The 17,537-nt window shown below is 74.4% G+C and carries 11 protein-coding genes and 1 pseudogene; 5 read left to right on the top strand and 7 right to left on the bottom strand.

Features of this window, described 5'->3' with window-relative positions:
- Positions 1 to 113: 113 nt before the first annotated feature.
- The 4 genes from ACIQAK_RS04190 to ACIQAK_RS04175 all read left to right on the top strand — a co-directional run bounded on the left by ACIQAK_RS04190 (position 114) and on the right by ACIQAK_RS04175 (position 4,550).
- Positions 114 to 1,589, top strand: a complete 1,476-nt coding sequence (locus ACIQAK_RS04190) for a Cys-Gln thioester bond-forming surface protein (protein ID WP_401847771.1) — start codon at positions 114 to 116, stop codon at positions 1,587 to 1,589.
- A 125-nt stretch (positions 1,590 to 1,714) separates the two neighbouring features.
- Positions 1,715 to 3,379 (top strand): energy-dependent translational throttle protein EttA, encoded by a 1,665-nt coding sequence (gene ettA / locus ACIQAK_RS04185; RefSeq protein WP_366387868.1) that lies wholly within the window; start codon positions 1,715 to 1,717, stop codon positions 3,377 to 3,379.
- Between the two features lie 5 nt (positions 3,380 to 3,384).
- Positions 3,385 to 3,807 carry a thioesterase family protein gene (locus tag ACIQAK_RS04180; protein ID WP_366387869.1) on the top strand — a complete coding sequence of 141 codons (423 nt, stop codon included), beginning with the start codon at positions 3,385 to 3,387 and terminating at the stop codon, positions 3,805 to 3,807.
- Positions 3,804 to 4,550: a hypothetical protein gene (locus ACIQAK_RS04175; protein ID WP_366387870.1), complete on the top strand. Its 747-nt coding sequence runs from the start codon at positions 3,804 to 3,806 to the stop codon at positions 4,548 to 4,550. Before ACIQAK_RS04180 ends, ACIQAK_RS04175 begins: the two co-directional genes overlap by 4 nt.
- Before the next feature lie 211 nt (positions 4,551 to 4,761).
- On the opposite strand, the gene ACIQAK_RS04170 is transcribed toward ACIQAK_RS04175, so the two are convergent.
- From ACIQAK_RS04170 to ACIQAK_RS04155, 4 genes are all read right to left on the bottom strand, one after another.
- Positions 4,762 to 5,790 (bottom strand): ABC transporter ATP-binding protein, encoded by a 1,029-nt coding sequence (locus tag ACIQAK_RS04170; protein ID WP_366387871.1) that lies wholly within the window; start codon positions 5,788 to 5,790, stop codon positions 4,762 to 4,764.
- Positions 5,787 to 8,666, bottom strand: coding sequence for an FtsX-like permease family protein (locus tag ACIQAK_RS04165; RefSeq protein ID WP_366387872.1), 2,880 nt, complete (start codon positions 8,664 to 8,666; stop codon positions 5,787 to 5,789). Before ACIQAK_RS04165 ends, ACIQAK_RS04170 begins: the two co-directional genes overlap by 4 nt.
- A 1-nt stretch (position 8,667) precedes the next feature.
- The gene (locus tag ACIQAK_RS04160; RefSeq protein WP_366387873.1) at positions 8,668 to 12,006 is read right to left on the bottom strand and encodes an ABC transporter permease; all 3,339 of its coding nucleotides are present in this window, start codon (positions 12,004 to 12,006) and stop codon (positions 8,668 to 8,670) included.
- Positions 12,007 to 12,207: 201 nt separating this feature from the next.
- Positions 12,208 to 12,612: a globin gene (locus ACIQAK_RS04155; RefSeq protein ID WP_366387874.1), complete on the bottom strand. Its 405-nt coding sequence runs from the start codon at positions 12,610 to 12,612 to the stop codon at positions 12,208 to 12,210.
- A 106-nt stretch (positions 12,613 to 12,718) separates the two neighbouring features.
- On the opposite strand from ACIQAK_RS04155, the gene ACIQAK_RS04150 reads away from it, so the two are divergent.
- Complete coding sequence (locus ACIQAK_RS04150; RefSeq protein ID WP_366387875.1) at positions 12,719 to 13,705, top strand: methyltransferase domain-containing protein; 987 nt, start codon at positions 12,719 to 12,721, stop codon at positions 13,703 to 13,705.
- 42 nt (positions 13,706 to 13,747) lie between these two features.
- On the opposite strand, the gene ACIQAK_RS04145 is transcribed toward ACIQAK_RS04150, so the two are convergent.
- The 3 genes and pseudogenes from ACIQAK_RS04145 to ACIQAK_RS04135 form a co-directional block, all read right to left on the bottom strand.
- On the bottom strand, positions 13,748 to 15,136 hold the full coding sequence (locus tag ACIQAK_RS04145; protein WP_366387876.1) for an FHA domain-containing protein: 1,389 nt from the start codon (positions 15,134 to 15,136) through the stop codon (positions 13,748 to 13,750).
- 73 nt (positions 15,137 to 15,209) lie between these two features.
- Positions 15,210 to 15,999: pseudogene (locus ACIQAK_RS04140) on the bottom strand (hypothetical protein).
- 19 nt (positions 16,000 to 16,018) lie between these two features.
- Positions 16,019 to 17,536 (bottom strand): protein phosphatase 2C domain-containing protein, encoded by a 1,518-nt coding sequence (locus ACIQAK_RS04135; RefSeq protein ID WP_366387877.1) that lies wholly within the window; start codon positions 17,534 to 17,536, stop codon positions 16,019 to 16,021.
- Position 17,537: the final 1 nt, after the last annotated feature.

Raw genomic sequence — 17,537 nt, 5'->3', positions numbered from 1 at the left:
CACGTGTGGCCGAGGCCGGTGGGCGGGCACGTGTGGCCGAGGCCGGTGGGCGGGCACGTGTGGCCGAGGCCGGTGGGCGGGCACGTGTGGCCGAGGCCGGTGGGCGGGCACGTGTGGCCGAGGCCGGTAGGGCCGGGCGGCGGCAGTGGCGCGGCCGGGGCTTCCTGCGGCCGGTGACCGGGCTGCTGATCTCCGGTCTGGTCACGGCGGTCACCCTCGCCGGGACGGGTACGGCGGCCGCCGACGACCGGGACCGGCACCAGGGCGGCGCGGCGGCGGTGCTCGACGGGCTGAAGACCTTCGACGGCGCCGTGCTCCGCACACCGGGCGAGAACGGTGCCCCCGACCGGACGCAGGAGCTGCCCGCCGGGCTCTTCGAGATGACCGTGGACGGCGGCGGCAAGCTCAAGACGTACTGCGTCGACCTCCACAACCCCACGCAGGACCAGGCGAAGTACCTGGAGACCCCCTGGGCCGAGACCTCCCTCGGCGCCAACAGGAACGCCGGGAAGATCCGGTGGATCCTCCAGCACTCCTACCCCCAGGTCGACGACCTCGCCGCCCTGGCCGAGGCGGCGGGCACCGGTCCGCTCACCGGGCGGACCGCCGCCGCGGGCACCCAGGTCGCCATCTGGCGCTACTCGGACAAGGCCGATGTCACCGCTTCGGACAGGCAGGCGGAGAAGCTCGCCGACTGGCTGCAGGGGCGCGCCCGTGACGTCGCCGAACCCCGGGCCTCGCTGACCCTGGAGCCCGCGGCGGTCTCCGGCCGGGCGGGGGACCGGCTGGACCCGGTGACCGTCCGTACCGACGCGGACCAAGTCTCCGTGTCACCCCCGGTGGACGCGGCGGCGAGCGGCATCACGGTGACGGACCGGAAGGGGACGCCCGTCACCTCCGCCGCCGACGGGGCCCGCCTCTACTTCGCCGTGCCGAAGGGCAGCACCGACGGCTCCGCATCGCTGACCGTCCAGACCACCACCTCCGTACCGGTCGGCCGGGCCTTCGCCGGGACCACGCGCACCCAGACCCAGATCCTGGCCGGATCCAGCGAGTCCACGGTCTCCGCCCGGGCCACCGCCACCTGGGCCGAGACGGGCGCCGCCCCGGCGCTCACCGCCCGCAAGAACTGCGCCGCCGGCGGCGTGGACATCACGACGGCCAACCGGGGCGACGAGCCCTTCACCTTCGAGCTGGGCGGCACCGAGCACACCGTGCCCGCCGGAGCCACCGAGACGGTGACGATCCCGGTCGCCGAGGACCAGGCGTACGACTTCACCATCACCGGACCCGGTGGCTTCCGGAAGAACTTCACCGGCGTGCTGGACTGCGCCACCGGCGGCAGCGGCATCGCGGCCGGGCAGGACCGGCCGGGCGACGGCGACGCCGGAGTCGGCCCGCAGAGCGCCCGCCGGTCCGTCCCCGCCTCGACCGGCACCACCACCGCCGGCCTGGAGGGCGACCTCGCCGCGACCGGCGGCTCCAGCACCACCCCGATGATCGCGGCACTCGCCGTCGGCCTCCTCGTCATCGGCGGCGCCACGCTGTTCGCGCTGCGCCGGAAGGAAGCGCGGAAGCACGCTGAGTGACCGCCCCGCCCGTCCGCGGCGGCCGCACGCCGACCCATCCCCGGAACGGGTTTCCGTCCGGGGATGGACGTCAGGCAAGATGGGGTGTATCTGCCCACACCTCTATTGCTGCCGGACGGTTTCTCTTGGCTGAGTACATCTACACCATGCGCAAGACGCGCAAGGCGCACGGCGACAAGGTGATCCTTGACGACGTCACCTTGAACTTCCTGCCCGGTGCCAAGATCGGTGTCGTGGGGCCCAACGGCGCCGGTAAGTCCACGGTGCTGAAGATCATGGCGGGCCTGGAGCAGCCGTCCAACGGTGACGCGTTCCTGTCGCCCGGGTTCAGCGTCGGCATCCTCATGCAGGAGCCCAAGCTGGACGAGGAGAAGACGGTCCTGGAGAACGTCCAGGACGGCGCCGCCGAGATCATGGGCAAGCTCAACCGCTTCAACGAGGTCGCCGAGCTGATGGCGACCGACTACTCCGACGCGCTGATGGAGGAGATGGGCAAGCTCCAGGAGGACCTGGACCACGCCAACGCGTGGGACCTGGACGCCCAGCTGGAGCAGGCCATGGACGCCCTGGGCTGCCCGCCCGGCGACTGGCCGGTCACCAACCTCTCCGGTGGCGAGAAGCGCCGGGTGGCGCTCTGCAAGCTCCTCATCGAGGCCCCGGACCTGCTCCTCCTCGACGAGCCCACCAACCACCTGGACGCCGAGTCGGTGAACTGGCTGGAGCAGCACCTCTCGAAGTACTCGGGTGCCGTCGTCGCCGTCACCCACGACCGGTACTTCCTGAACAACGTCGCCGAGTGGATCCTCGAACTCGACCGCGGCCGCGCGATCCCCTACGAGGGCAACTACTCCACGTACCTGGACAAGAAGGCCACCCGCCTCAAGGTCGAGGGCCGCAAGGACGAGAAGCGCCAGAAGCGGCTCAAGGAAGAGCTGGAGTGGGTGCGGTCGAACGCCAAGGGGCGCCAGACCAAGTCCAAGGCCCGTCTCGCCCGGTACGAGGAGATGGCGGCCGAGGCCGACAAGATGCGGAAGCTGGACTTCGAGGAGATCCAGATCCCGCCGGGCCCGCGCCTCGGTTCCATCGTCGTCGAGGTCGAGAACCTCTCGAAGGCCTTCGGCGACAAGGTCCTCATCGACGACCTGTCGTTCACGCTGCCCCGTAACGGCATCGTCGGCGTCATCGGTCCGAACGGCGCGGGCAAGACCACGCTGTTCAAGATGATCCAGGGCCTGGAGACGCCGGACAGCGGCTCCATCAAGATCGGTGACACGGTCAAGATCTCCTACGTCGACCAGTCCCGCGCCAACATCGACCCGAAGAAGACCCTCTGGGCCGTCGTCTCGGACGAGCTGGACTACATCAACGTCGGCCAGGTCGAGATGCCCTCGCGCGCCTACGTCTCCGCGTTCGGCTTCAAGGGCCCGGACCAGCAGAAGCCGGCCGGCGTCCTCTCCGGTGGTGAGCGCAACCGCCTCAACCTGGCGCTGACGCTCAAGGAGGGCGGCAACCTGCTGCTCCTCGACGAGCCGACCAACGACCTCGACGTCGAGACGCTCTCCTCGCTGGAGAACGCCCTCCTGGAGTTCCCGGGCGCCGCTGTGGTCATCTCCCACGACCGGTGGTTCCTGGACCGCGTCGCCACGCACATCCTCGCCTACGAGGGTGAGTCCAGGTGGTACTGGTTCGAGGGCAACTTCGAGTCGTACGAGAAGAACAAGGTCGAGCGCCTCGGCGCGGACGCGGCCCGCCCGCACCGCGCCACGTACAAGAAGCTCACGCGAGGCTGATCGTCTTGGCTCGTCACCTCTACAGCTGCCCCCTGCGCTGGTCGGACATGGATGCCTTCGGCCACGTGAACAACGTGGTCTTCCTCCGCTACCTGGAGGAGGCGCGCATCGACTTCATGTTCCGGCTGGCGCCGGGGGACGGCTCCCCGTCGTTCTCGGGCGGGTCCGTCGTGGCCCGGCACGAGATCGACTACGTACGGCCGCTGGTGCACCGGCACACGCCGGTCACCGTCGAGTCGTGGGTCACCAGGATAGGCGCCGCGTCGCTGACGATCGCCTACGAGATCAAGGACCCCGAGCAGGTGTACGTACGGGCCTCGACCGTGGTCGTCCCCTACGACCTGGCGGCGGAGCGGCCTCGGCGTATCTCCGCCGAGGAGAAGCTCTTCCTCCAGCAGTACCTGGCAGAGGAGCCCGCCGCGGTATGACGGTGCCCGTGCGGTCGCTGCTGTTCGCCGACGCGAGGGAGACGGCGGACCTCGCCGCCTTCCTCGGCCGGCTGCTCCACTACGACCGGGCCGCCGCGGTCCGGTTGCAGGCGGGCGGCGGCGACGCACTGGCCGTCTTCGGCCGCCCGCCCTCCTTCGAGGTCCTCGCGGTCCGCACGGCCCGCCTGGCCCGCCCCGAGACGCTCGACGTCACGGTGTCGGCCGGGGAACTGCTGGAGACCCTCGATGTGCCCGAGCCGGGCGCGGAGGGGGCCGGTGGGGGCGGGGCCCTGCCAGCCCCGGTCACCGGGCCTGGTGGGGGCGGGGCCCTGCCCGCCCCGGTCACCGGGCCGCCCTGGACCGGCGTCCTGCCGCCCCGGGGGCCCTGGCGGGAGCAGGCCGGCCTGCCCGGCCCGGATGCGCTGCGCACCGCCCTCGACTCCGCCGTCGCCGAATTCCGTACCCGGGACGAGGCGCTGCCCGAAGATCAGCGCACCCGCGCCGAACGGGACCGCATCGGCCGGGAGATCTGGTCCCGCCCGGTCGGCGCCACCGAACTGCCGCTGCGCGCGGTCCACGCCGCCCAGTCCCTCGGCTTCCTGCGCGCCCACCCCGGCTTCCCCGTCTCCCTGTTCGCCTCGGGCGGCTGGCTGCGGCTGCGGACCCCGTTCGGGTCGGTCGCGCTGCGCCGCGACCCGGTCGGCGGGCTGGGCGGGCTGGGGCTGACGGTCGGGCACGGCTGAGACGTCGGCCGAGCACGGCTGAGACGTCGGTCGAGCAGCGTCGGACCGGTTGGCCGGGCGCCTCGGACGGTCGGCCGGGCCGCGTCGGACCGACCGGTTGGCCGGGCGCCGCGGACGGGTCGGCCGGGCGCGTCGGACCGGTCGGCCGGGTACGGCCGATACGCCGGGCTGTTCGTGGACGACCGGCAGGAGAACATCGACGTCGTGCCGGCTACTTCTCCGGGACCCCGTCGTCCTTCCGCTCCCGTGCGGTCTCCGGCGCCCCGTGCGCGTCCGGCCAGACACCGATGTGGTCCTGCTCCAGCTCCAGCAGCACCCGGTGCTCCATACCCAGCGTCCGCGTGTACTCCGCGGGCAGTTGGAGCCGTCCCGCCCGGTCGAGCATCGCGTACTCCCGGGCCACCTGCGACTCCTGGCCCGTCGCCGCGTCCACCTCCGTGCGGCGCAGCACCTCGGAGGACGTACGCCCGTCGCGGATGGCGACCGTACGGCGCACCTCGTCCGCCACCGCCTGGTCATGGGTGACGATCACGATGGAGGTGCCCAGCTCCTCGTTGGCGCGCCGGAACGCGGCGAAGACCTGTTCCCCGGTCGCCGAGTCCAGCTCACCGGTGGGCTCGTCCGCGAGCAGCACGGACGGGGAGTTGGCGAGCGCCACCGCGATGGCCACCCGCTGCTGCTGTCCGCCGGACAGCTGCCCGGGCCGCCGGTCGCGGCAGTCCGCGATGTCGAGCATGGTGAGCAACGACCCGGCGCGGGCGGCCCGTTCGCGCTTGCCGCCGCCGCCGCGCAGCTGCATGGGCAGGGTGATGTTCTGGATCGCGGTGAGGTACGGGAGCAGGTTGCGGGCGGTCTGCTGCCAGACGAAGCCGACCACGTCCCGGCGGTAGCGCAGCCGTTCCTTCGGGCCCATCGACAGCAGGTCGCAGCCCGCGACCTTCGCCGATCCGGCGGTCGGCACGTCGAGGCCCGCCAGGATGTTCATCAGCGTCGACTTGCCGCTGCCCGACGCCCCCACGAGAGCCATCAACTCGCCCTCGGCGACCAGCAGATCGAGGCCCTGGAGGGCCTGCACCTCCACTCCGTCCGTGGTGAAGATCCGCACCACCCGGTCGCAGGCGATCAGCGCGTCGTGCCCGTAGGAGGGGCGGTCCCGGCGGGCCGCGGCCCGCCGCTCCAGCTCCGCCAGCGTCGTCGCGGCGGACCCTGCGGTACCGGCGGTCTCGGTGGACGAGGTCATCGGGGGTCTCCTGCCCTGAGTTCGGTGATCGATCCGCGGCGGCTCGCCCACCACGCCTGGACGCCCGCGACCACGGCGGCCAGTGCCACCACCCCGGCCGCCGGAAGCCCCAGCGACCAGGGGTCGGTACGCAGCGGAACGGGGCTCGGGTCCGATCCGGCGACGCCCGCGAGCGCCAGCGGGACCAGGTCGACGCCGGGGGAGAGCAGGGCGATGGTCCCCCAGCCGGTGACCAGGCCGCCGACCGCCGCCAGCACCGCCTGCGGCATCGCCTCGAAGGCCAGCAGCCGCCTGCCCTGCCCGGTGGTGAGCCCCATCGTGCGCAGCCGTGCCAGCAGCGTCCTGCGCTCCGGGGCGGTCCGCAGCAGCGACAGCGCCACGGCCAGCAGCGCGTACCCGGCGCCCGCGGCGACGGCCGCGAGGTAGATCCGCTCGGCCCCTGCCTGCATCGGGGTGTCCACGTACCGCTCGCGCTCCTCGGAACGCAGCTGTACGTCGTACTCCTCGCCGCTCCCACCTACCGCCGCGCGCAGTTCCCCGGGGTCCGGCGTCCCGCTGAGGAGCAGGGTGGTGGGCTCCCCGTGGACGAGGGAGGCGGCGTTCACGATGAAGAAGTTCGCGGTGGATGCGGCGGCGGCGCGCGTGGTGGTCCCCACGACCCGGACCTGGAACTCGCCGGACAGGGTGTCGATCGCGCGCGGCTCCTTGCCCAGGCGGGCCGCCACCGCCGGGGACGCGATGGCCGGGAGGACGCGCCCGGGGTCGGACTCCGCGCCCTTCGGCAGCGGGGCCGAGGGGCCGGTCGCCTTCAGCCGGGCGGCCGGAAAGTCGGGCAGTCCGGTCGCGCGTGCCAGCCGCGCGTACGAGGCGGGGTCCACGCCCACCAGGGCCGCGGTGGACGCGTCCGTGGCGCCGAAGCCGCCGGAACCCTCGGAGCCGTCGCCCGCGCCGCTGTCACCGGCCGCGTCCGGGCCGCCATCGCCCGTGCCGTCGCCCGTCGCGGCGTCCGGCAGGGTCACGCCGTACTCGACCCGTACCGGCGCCGCGCTCGCCACCCCCTCCAGCTCCCGTACCGCGCGGACCAACCGGTCGGGTAGCGTCGCCCGTTCGCTCAGCCCGCTGATCCGGGCGTCCGCCCCGACCGCGGCCAGCGCCGCCTCGTCCCGGGCGTCCCCGATACCGGCGACCACCGAGCCGCCGAACGCCGCCGTGGCCAGCGCCAGCAGCAACGCGAGCAGCGGCAGCGCCCCGCTCGCCGGGGCGCGGCCGGCCCGGGCCAGCGAGAGGAAGCCGATCGCCCCGCGCAGCCGGGCCAGCGGGCGCGCGGCGAGCCGCAGCGGCAGCGGGTAGAGCCGCACCAGGACGAGGGCCGCGATCAGGGCGACCAGGACGGGGGCGGAGCTGACCAGCGGATCGGTGCCGCCCCCGGCCGCCGTGCCGCGTCGCAGCAGTGCCGTGACCGCTCCGACCGCCAGCACGAGCGCCGTCAGCTCGGCGACGGTACGGCGGCGGGAGGGCCGGGCGCTCACGATGTCCTCGCGCCCGCCGTGCAGCGTCGGCCGGATGTGCTGGAGGGTCGTGCGCAGGGGGAGGGCGAGGCATACCAGGAGTGCGACGCCCGTCGCGGCCACCGCTGCGGGCCAGAAGCGGGCGTCCCCCACCAGCAGCACGGCGAGCGCCAGCCCGAGCGCCGCCGCGGGCAGCACGGTCACCGCGGTCTCCGCGAGCAGCCGGCCGCCGATGCCGCGCAGGGAGCCGCCCCGCGAACGCAGCAGGGCCAGTTCGCCACGGCGGCGGGCGGCGATCAGGGCGCCCGTCATCAGCAGGACGACGGCGGCCACGGAGCCGATCCCGAGGGCGGCGACGGCGATCACCGGTCCGATGGCCTCCCGCATCCGCGTGTCGGCCGCCACGACCTGCCCGAGTCCGGTGGAGACCGCCGCGGTGTCCCCGGCGATCTCCCGCACCTTCAGCAGCCCGGGGCCGCTCTCCAGGGAGGCGATGACGGACTCCAGACGGGAGCCGTCGGTACCGGCCAGCGGTGCGGGGTCGGGCGGTATCCGCCAGTACAGCGCGGGCTCGGCGGCCGTGCTCAGCAGCACCGGTCCGGCGTCCTCGGCCAGCAGGACCGTGCCGGTCCAGTAGTGGACGGGGACCGGGCTCTCGGGGTCCGGGACCAGGGACGGGGTACGCAGCAGGGGATCGGCGGACCAGTAGCTCTGCGCCGGGTTCCGGGGGGCCACGATGCCGGTGACCGTCACGGTGACGGGCTCACCGCCCGCCGTGGGCAGCACGATGGTGGCGCCGGGCTTCACCTTCAGCTCGGCCGCCGTCTCCTCGGTGACCGCACCCTGCACCTCACGGGTGTCCGAGGTGGCTTCCCGCGGCGTCCTCGGCCAGGCCCCCGAGCTGAGCGTGGCGTGTTCCTCCAGCCCCGCCTGCGCGGTGTACGTGAGCTTCGGCGGGATCGCTGCGGGCCGGGGCAGCCAGGGCTCGGTCGCCCGGACGGGCTTCGTGGTGCGCACCCCGTACGCGAGGGACGAGGTGTCGGCCCGCAGGGGTGCGGGCAGGGCCTGGACCAGCCGCCCGCCGACGCGTCCCAGGTGATCGCCGCGGACCTCGGCGTCCCGCTGGGCCTTCGGCAGTTCGAGGCCGGGCCGCGGGCGGGCGATCTCCACGACGGTGCGGCCGGTGTCCGCCGTCCGGATGTCGTGGCGCAGCCCCTTCGTCTCGTACGCGTCCACGGCTCGCGGGAAGGCGGCCGCCAGGAACGCCGTCACCAGCACCAGCACCGCGAGGGCCGCCGCCGCACCGGGCGCCGTACGCAGCCGGGTGCGTATCCATGGGGCGCCGGCCGCCCGATTCCTGTCGCTCATGTCAGTGGTCCCCCTGGTGGCGCAGCGATACCGCCGGGTCCGCGCGGCGCAGCGCGATCGTTGCGACGATCACGAGCGGCAGGGCGGCGACCCCGGCCAGCAGCGCCGCGACCTGCCCGGCGGGCAGCTGGACCAGCACCGGGGGCACCGGCCGCGCCGCCTGCCCGGTCAGCACGATGAGCGGGACGACGGCCCGGGTCAGCACGGTGCCGATGCCCACCCCGATCAGCAGGGCGATGACGATCAGCACGCCCTGCTCGGCGGCGATCATCCGGGCCAGCTGGCGGCGCGGCGCGCCGAGGGCCCGCAACACGCCCAGTTCGGCCTGGCGTTCGCGCTGGGACCCGGAGGCGCTGACGGCGAACCCGACCGCGGTCAGTGCGGCGGCGACCACCGCGACGGCGGGCAGCGCGGACTGCGGGCCCGCGCCCATCGGGTCGTCCACCAGCTGCCGGGCGGCCTCCTCACGGACCAGGACCCGGGCCGGGTCGGTGTCCGGCTGGGCGCGCAGGGCCGCGGCCGTCTTCGCCGCGTCGCCCGGGGCGGTGCTCAGCCACCACTCCGTCGCCTCGATCGTGGCGGTGGGCCGCTGGGCCAGCACCGCGGTGACGGCCTTGAGGTCGAGCAGCAGCCCGCCGCCGCCGGCCGTCGGGTCCGGTGCGCCCTTCAGCTCGCCGGAGCCGGTGGTCGGCAGCTGCCGGACCGCCTTCGCCAGGGTCACCCGGACGCTGTTCCCGGCCAGGGTGAGGTCGACCTCGTCGCCCAGCTTCGCGCCCGTGCTCCGCAGATAGGCGTCCGTCGCCACCGCCTTCACCGCAGTGACCCGGGGCCTGGCCGCCGTGATCCGCAGGGTGCTGGTGACGGGCTCCCAGGACGCGTCGGTGTCCACACCGGTGTCGTAGGTGAAGTCCGGCAGGCCCGACGTGCCGTTGCGTACCGGCGGCCGCCCCGGGCTGTCCTCGCCGAACTCCGTGAGCGTCATCGTGGCCCGCCAGTCCACCGAGTCCGGGGCCGGTACCGGCCGTTCGCCGCCGGAGGCGGTGACCACCCGTACGCCGCTCACGGTGACGCGGTGCTGCTCGGCGCGACGGGAGGGCGGGACGCCGTCGACCTCGACACCGGTCACGGCCAGCCCGGCGGCGGCCGACACCGGGACCGACACCGGGACCGGGCCGCCGTCGACGGGAACAGCCCCGGCCAGGACCCGGTACGGGAGCCCGTACCGGTCCTCCAGCAGCACGGTGGCCACCGGAGGTTCCTCGCCCGCCGCCGAGGCGTCCGGGTCCGGGTCCGGGTCGGGGTCTGGGTCCGGGTCGGGGGCCGGGTCCTTCGACGAGGCCGTGGTGATCCGCAGGTCCAGCTTCAGCCGGTCGCCGCCCTGCGGGAGGACGAGCCCGGCGCGCGCGGCCGGCTTCGGGGCGATCGCCTCGAACAGCTGCCGGGGGGTCCCTTCGGTGAGGTCGGAGCGCATCAGCATCCGCTCGTCCGCGTGCGAGGTGTCCAGGGCGAGGACCTCGGCCTTGCGCCCGCCGGAGACCTCGACGTCCGTACGGAAGGCCGGGGCCGCCTCCCGTACCCCCGCCAGCGCACCGTAGGCGGCGGCCGTCGCCGGTGTGCTCCCGTGCCCGCCCACGACCCGGATCGAGGCGCCGGAGCCGAAGTCCGCCTGGTCGGCCTGTGAACGGTTCCAGGACGCACTCTGCCCGATCGCCAGCATGCCCATCGCAACCGCCAGGACCAGGAGCAGCACCGGTCCCGCGCCGCGCAACGGGCGCCTGCTGAACTGCCAGCCCGCCAGGGCGGCGGGCAGCCCCCGGCCCTTGGCCGCACGGCGTTCGGCCAGCTTCGCGGCGGGCGGCAGGAGCCGCAGCGTGAGCACGGTCCCGGCGAGCAGGGCCAGCGCCGGAGCGGCGACGAGCAGCGGGTCGACGCCCAGGTTGCCGTCCTGGTCCCCGCTGAGCGCCCCGCTGCCGGACTTCGTGGTCTGCCGGTCGAGCTGCCAGTACGCCACCGCCGCGATCAGCAGCAGCCCGAGGTCGGCGCCCGCCCGCACCGGGCCGGGCAGGGCGGCCGCCCGGGTCCCGCGGCCGCCGGACCCGGCCGTCAGCGACGGGGCCACCACGGCCAGCGCACAGGCCAGCGCGACCGCCGCGGAGACCAGCCACACCGTGCCGGTCGCGGCCTCCCCGGTCCGCAGCCCGATCCGGGCGAGGGCGCCGCGCTCGGCCAGCAGTCCGGTCAGCGGCCCCGCGAGCAGCGGGGCGATCACCGCGGCGGGCACGGCGAGCAGCAGCGCCTCGATCGCCGCGAACGAGGTGATCCGGCCCCGTGAACCGCCCCGGGCGCGCAGCAGCTCGCGCTCACCGCCGCGCTCGCTGTTCAGCAGCCGGGACACGAGCAGCAGGGCGTACGCGGCGAGCAGCACCAGCTGCACCGCGACGATCATCAGCGTGGAGCGGGAGACCAGCAACGCCCGGTCCAGCTGGTCGAGCACGGTGGGCAGCGACGTCCGCGCGGTGACGCCGGAGGCGAACTCCGGAGCCGCCGCCAGGGCCTTGGGGGCGGCGGCCGACGCCCGGCCCAGGCCGTCCAGGGAACCGGCGGTCAGCGTGGCGAAGTCGGCGGTGGCCAGCCAGGACGTCTCACCGTCGCCGAGAGCGCCGGAGGCGAGGAGCGCGGGGTCGGTGAGCAGCGGGCCGTACGTGGTGAAGGCGAGCTTGCGGGCCCCGCGTCCGGCGAGCGGGTCGAGCTGCCAGTACGGGTCGGACCGGTCGGCGGGCTCGTAGACGCCGGTGACCAGGAGCCGCCGCGGTCTGTCGCTCAGCCGGTCGGTGACGGTGAGCCGGGCGCCCGGCTCCAGCTTCAGCGCCTCGGCCGCGGCGACGGGCAGGGCGACCTGGACCGGTCCTCCGCCGCCCGACGCGGCGGGCGCCCTGCCCCGCGTGATCCGGACCCGGTCGCGTTCCAGGGCGGCGAAGTGGGTGAGGTCGGGCTCGCCGCGCCGGGCGGCCGGGAACTGGAGGGAGCGGGGCAGTGCGTACGCACCCGAGCTCCGCAACGTCCCCACGGTCACGGGCAGTCCGTCGAACGCGTCGCGGGCGGCCTCCCGGACGGCCTCGTCTGCCTCCGCACGCTGTTCGTGGTCCACCGACGCGGAGACGACGAGCGCCGCCGAGCCGGCCGAGGTGTGGGTGAGCGTGTGGCGCAGGGCCGCGTCCCCGACGGAACCGGAGAACGCGGTGAGCGCGGCCAGGACGGACGTGGTCAGCAGGACGGCGAGGACGGCCGCGGAGAGGAGGAGGCGGTGCGCCCTCACCCGCAGAAGGACGAAACCTGTCACCTGATCCCCCATCCCCCGGAAAACTCCGCACCCGCACGCCCCCCGGCGTACCGGTGATGCTTTCAGGGGGACAGGATTCTGGTAACCGCTTACCGGCCGACCTTGACGCGATCGTGATCGTTATCCGGTGGAGGAGTGCCGCATTCCGGAGACGTGTGGTGACAGACGGTCACCGCGGGCCGGGAGGGCCGGTGGAACCGCTCAGTCCGCAGTGTTGACCATCGAGGCGGCGGCGTACGTCAGGTAGTCCCACAGCTGCCGCTCGTGCTCGGGCGCCAGTCCCAGTTCGTCCAGCGCGACCCGCATATGGGCCAGCCAGGCGTCATGGGCCGCCCGGTCCACCCGGAACGGGGCGTGCCGCATCCGCAGCCTCGGGTGGCCCCGGTGGTCGCTGTAGGTGCGCGGGCCGCCCCAGTACTGCATCAGGAACAGGGCGAAGCGCTCCTCGGCCGGGCCCAGGTCCTCCTCCGGGTACATCGGCCGCAGCAGCTCGTCGCCCGCGACCCCTTCGTAGAAGCGGTGGACCAGGCGCCGGAAGGTCTCCTCGCCGCCGACCTGCTCGTAAAAGGTCTGCTCCTGAAGCGTGTCGCGCGGAATCTCAGTCACCCGTCCATGGTCGCAGACGCACCGGCCGAGGCCAGGGGTCCTAGGACCAAGGGCCGGGACCGCCCGCGAACTCGCCTCCGCCGTCCCGTCGCAGGACAGTGGAGGCATGGGCGCACACCGGGAAGTCCCCTCCGAGGCCGACGCCGACGCGGCACGCGACACCCTGGTGCGGGACATCGTCGCGCAGGGCGGCCTCACCGATCCCGCCTGGCGCGAAGCCTTCGACGAGGTGCCGCGCCACCTGTTCGTGCCGTACTACTACGTGCACGGCGTCCGGGGCTACGAGCGGCTCTGGGGTGAGGACCCCGATCCGGTACGGCGTCGGCGCTGGCTGCGCGGGGTGTACGGGGACGAGGCGCTGGCCACCCGGATGCGGGACGGCGAACTCATCTCGTCCTCCAGCCAGCCCTCGCTGATGGCCCTGATGCTCGACGCCTTGGAGCTGCGGGAGGGGCACACCGTCCTGGAGATCGGCACCGGCCCCGGCTACAACGCGGCGCTGCTCTCGCACCGGCTCGGTGACGCGGCGGTGACCAGCGTCGATCTGGACCCGGAGATCACCGAGTCGGCTCGCGGCCATCTCGCCGCCGCCGGATACCGCCCGACCGTGATCACCGGCGATGGGGCCCGGGGCTGCCCGCAGCGAGCCCCCTACGACCGGATCGTCGCGACCTGCACCCTGCCCTCCGTACCGCCCGCCTGGCCGGGACAGTGCCGTCCGGGGGCACGGATCCTGGCTCCGGTGGCGACCGGCCTGGTGTCGCTGGAAGTCCGCGCGACGGCGCACGGCCCGCGCGCGGAGGGGCACTTCCTGCACACCCCGGCGTACTTCGTGCCCCTGCGCGGGGCCTCACCGCTGCCCGAACCGGTCGCGCGCTCCGGCGGAGTGCCGAGGCGCGCGATCGGGAACGAACTCTTCCGCTTCCTGCTGACCCTGACGGCGGGCAGCCTGGACCCGCACGAGGCCCTCTCCCTCTGGGAGCGCGAGGAGCACCCGCAGCGGGAGAGGTACGGCATCACGGTCGCGGACGGCCGGCAGTGGGCCTGGCTGGACGATCCGGAGGGGCCGTACACCTGGCCCCTCGCCGGGTGAAAGGGCCGGGTGTCCGGCCCCTCACGCAGCCGGGGGACGGTCTCAGCCCCGGCGGATCGTGATCGTCGTCCACGCCCCGACGTGCACCTGGTCGCCGTCCTGGAGGGGGACGGGGACATAAGGCTGGATCGGGTCCTCGGCGCCGTTGAGCGTGGTGCCGTTGGTGGACTTCTGGTCGACCACCGCCCAGCCGCCGTCGGGCTGCTGCACGAGCACCGCGTGCTGGTGGGAGACGCCCGGGTCCTCCGGCGGCACCGACAGGTCGATGTCGGGGGACTCGCCGGTGCTGTGCCGGCGGCGGCCGATGGTGACCTGGCTCCCGGTGAGCGGCAGGCGGTGCTCGGGGGAGTACGCGGGCAGGTTCAGCCCGGTCGCCTCGGGGCCGCTGCGCTGCATCATCGCCAGGAAGTACGCACGGTCCGGCGCGATGACGGCGGTCCAGGAGGCGGCCTGCTGAGGCTGTCCCTGGCCGGGGATCTGGCCGTAACCCTGGTCCTGGCCGTAGCCCTGGTCACCCTGGCTCTGGTACGGGGCCTGCTGCTGGAACGCCTGGGGTGGCTGGGGTGCCTGGAACGCCTGGGGCGGTTGCGGTGCCTGGGGTGCCTGGGGCGGTTGCGGCGGTTGCGGTGCCTGGGCATGGGAGGGCGGTGACAGCACCCAGTCGTCGCCACCGCCGTGCGGGGCCTGCTGCTGCGGCGGCGCCGACTGCTGCTGCCGGGGCGGCGCGAAGGGCGAGGACTGCTGCGGCTCGAACGGCGGGGGCGCCGACTGCTGGTGCGGGGGCGGCCCCTGCTGCTGGAAGACGGGCGGCGGACCCTGCTGGAACGCGTGCGGCGGAGGACCACCCTGGCCTCCGGGACCGCCGTGGCTTTCGGGACCGCTCTGGCTTCCGGGACCGCCGTGGCTTACGTGACCCTGCTGGCCCCCGGGACCGCCGTGGCTTACGTGACCCTGCTGGCCCCCGGGACCGCCGTGGCCCCCGGGACCCTGCTGGCCGCCAGGACCACCCTGCCCGCCAGGACCACCCTGCCCGCCTGGACCCTGCTGCCCGCCCGGACCCTGCTGGGACACGAAGCCGGGCGGCAGGTTGAGACCGGGCGGGGTGCCGCCGGGGCCACCCGGGCCGCCGGGCGTGCTGTGCTGCGGGGCCAGCGGGGTGTACGAGGTCGCCGTGCTGGTGAGGTAGTTCCAGCGGCACTCCTCGCAGTACGGCGCCATCGCCTCGCGCGGCGTGCGGCACTGCGGGCAGAGCTCCGCCTGCATCGTCGGCTGACCGCCGTCGTCGCCGGCGGGCTGCGGAAAGCCGTAGCCGGGCGCGGGCGACGGCGGGGGGACGGCGCCGGCGGGGGCGCCCGTTCCGGTCATGCGGTGTCCGCAGACCTCGCACCAGTCCTCGGAACCCGACTGGTGTCCGTTCGGGCAGGTCGGCATGTCGGCGCTTCCCCCTCTCCTCGTCCGGCCCCGGGGGCCGTCATGCTGTTGATCGATCGTGGCGTCCGTGGTGCTACTTCTTGACGCGAACGGTCTTGGTGGAGCGCGTTTCGAGGGTCATCTCGTCCGCCTCCGCGACCTTCGCCTTCAGTCGCACAGTACCGGTCGCCGCATCGACGACGTCGACCACCTTCGAAAGCAGTTTCGCAGTGTCCCGGTTCCCGGACGCCGACGCCAACTGCACCGCACGGCCCAGTTTCGCCGTCGCACCGTCGAAGTCGCCCGACCTGCGGGCGTCCAGCCCCTGCTGGATGACGTGCGCCAGTTCCGCCTGGCCGGTGTAGTGCGCGACCTGCGGATTGATCGAGGTCGACGCCACCACGTCGTCCGTCCAGACCGCCCGTACGAGCCCCCGCGAGAGCACCTGTGGAGCTCCCGCGCCCGAGGGGTCGGGCAGGATCAGGGAGACCCGGGCCGCCAGCATCTCCTGGCCGATTCCGGCCTCGGGGACCAGGACGCACACGTGGTAGTCGCGGGACTCGTCGCCCCAGGAGCCGGTCGGGTGGTCCCCGGCGCGCGGGCCGGCCTCGGTGCGCCGGCCGGTCAGGTCCTCGACCGTGGGCGCCATTTGCTTCAGCAACGGAACAGTCGACCATCAGCACCACCGCGGCGCTCGGCCCCTGACCCGGTCCGTACCCGGGTGGCGCCGCCGCCCCGGCCAGCGGTACGCCGCCGGTGGTGGTGCCGCCGGTCGAGGTGACGGTGACGATCGCGTTGACCTCGCGGCCGCCCTCCGGAAGGAACTCGTTCTGGCAGACCTCGACGGAGAACCGCGGCACGTTCGACTCGGAGAAGTTGGCCATCCGGTCGGCTCCTTGAGGCTCAGACGGTGGTGCAGGCCGATCCTGCCCCTCGCGGCTCCACGGCGAACGGCAGCAGAGCCACGGTTACGTTGTCGTGGCCCCCGCCGTCGAGCGCGTGTCCGACGAGCACCTGGGCGCCGTGCAGCGGGCGCCGATGGGCCTCCAGAGGAACGGCCGCGGCCATCTCCTCGGCGGATTCCGCGTAGTTCCACAGGCCGTCCGTGCAGACCACCACCAAGCCGGGGCGGTCCGGCTTGAACGAGGCGGTGTGCGGCTCCAGTTCGTAGGAGTCGGCGCCGAGCCAGCCGGTGATGGCGTGGGCGCGCTCGTCCGCGTACGCCTCGGCCTCGTTCATCAGGCCCGCCGCCACCATCTGCGCGGCCCAGGAGTCGTCCTCGGTGAGCCGGGAGGGCGGGCCCGTACGGTCGTCCGGCACCCAGTAGACCCGGCTGTCGCCGACCCAGCCGACGACCAGCAGACCGCCCGCCATGATCGCGCCGACCAGGGTGCAGGCCGGGGCGTTCTGGTGGCGGGGGGCCTCGTGCCCGGCCACCCCGGGAGGGTCCTGGGCCAGCGCGTTGACGGCCTCGGACGCGGCGACGATCGCCTCGTGCATCGCCTGCTGGGGGTGCGTGCCGCGCGGCAGGGACTCCAGCAGCGCCTCGTTGGCGGCGACCGCGGCGGCCGCCGACGCCTCGTCGGGCCGGCTCGCCGAAGAGACGCCGTCGCAGACGATGGCGACGACGGCGGGGGAGCCGTCCGGCAGCGCGGTCGAGGAGACCGCGAAGGAGTCCTCGTTACGGTGGTGGCGCAGGCCCCGGTCGCTGACGGCTGCCACCGAGCCGAGCTCCTGCTCCATGTGGTCGCGCTCGCGTGGCTGGGCGTGCCCGCAGTTCTCGCAGTACCCGTCGGGATCCACCCGGCCGGACCGGCAGGCCACACAGACCTGCGTGCCGGCGGCGGGCGTGGGGGTGGGCTCCGCCGTACGGGGACCGGGTGCGGCCGGCGCGAAGTCGCCGGAGGGGTCAGGGGTGCCGGCGGGCACGACGGCGGGCGCCACGGCGGCCGGGCCGGCCGTGGCCGGGGCCGCCGTCGCCGCCCGGTCGTCATGGCGCATCGGGGGTGTCGCGGCCTGCCCGTCGTGGTGCACCGGGGGTGTCGTGGCCTGCTCGTCCCGGTGCACCGGGGGTGTCGTGGCCTGCTCGTCGTGGTGTGCCGGGGGTGTCGTCGGCAGCGGTTGGCCGCCCGAGTCCGTGCCGGGCAGGTCCGTCGCCCGGTGCACCGGCGCCGGCACGTCGGAGCTGTCCGTCTCGGAGGCGGCGGGCCACCGCACGGCCGCCGCGGGCGCGGCCGGGGTGTCGGGCGCGGCCGGGGCCGCCGGGGGCACGGTGACGGCCTGTGTCGGGCGGTCGTCGGGGCGCGCGGGCACGGCCGAGAGGTCGTAGCCGCACGCGCCGCAGAACAGGTCGCCGGACGCCGGTGGCTCCTCGCAGCCGGGACACCTCGCCAGGGCGGGCTGTTGGTGGCTCTCTGACATC

The organism is Streptomyces sp. NPDC088706, from assembly GCF_044752765.1.
In the GTDB taxonomy this organism is placed as follows: Bacteria; Actinomycetota; Actinomycetes; order Streptomycetales; family Streptomycetaceae; genus Streptomyces.
Note: the sequence above shows the minus strand (reverse complement) of the source record. Positions and strands in the feature narration are given on the sequence as shown.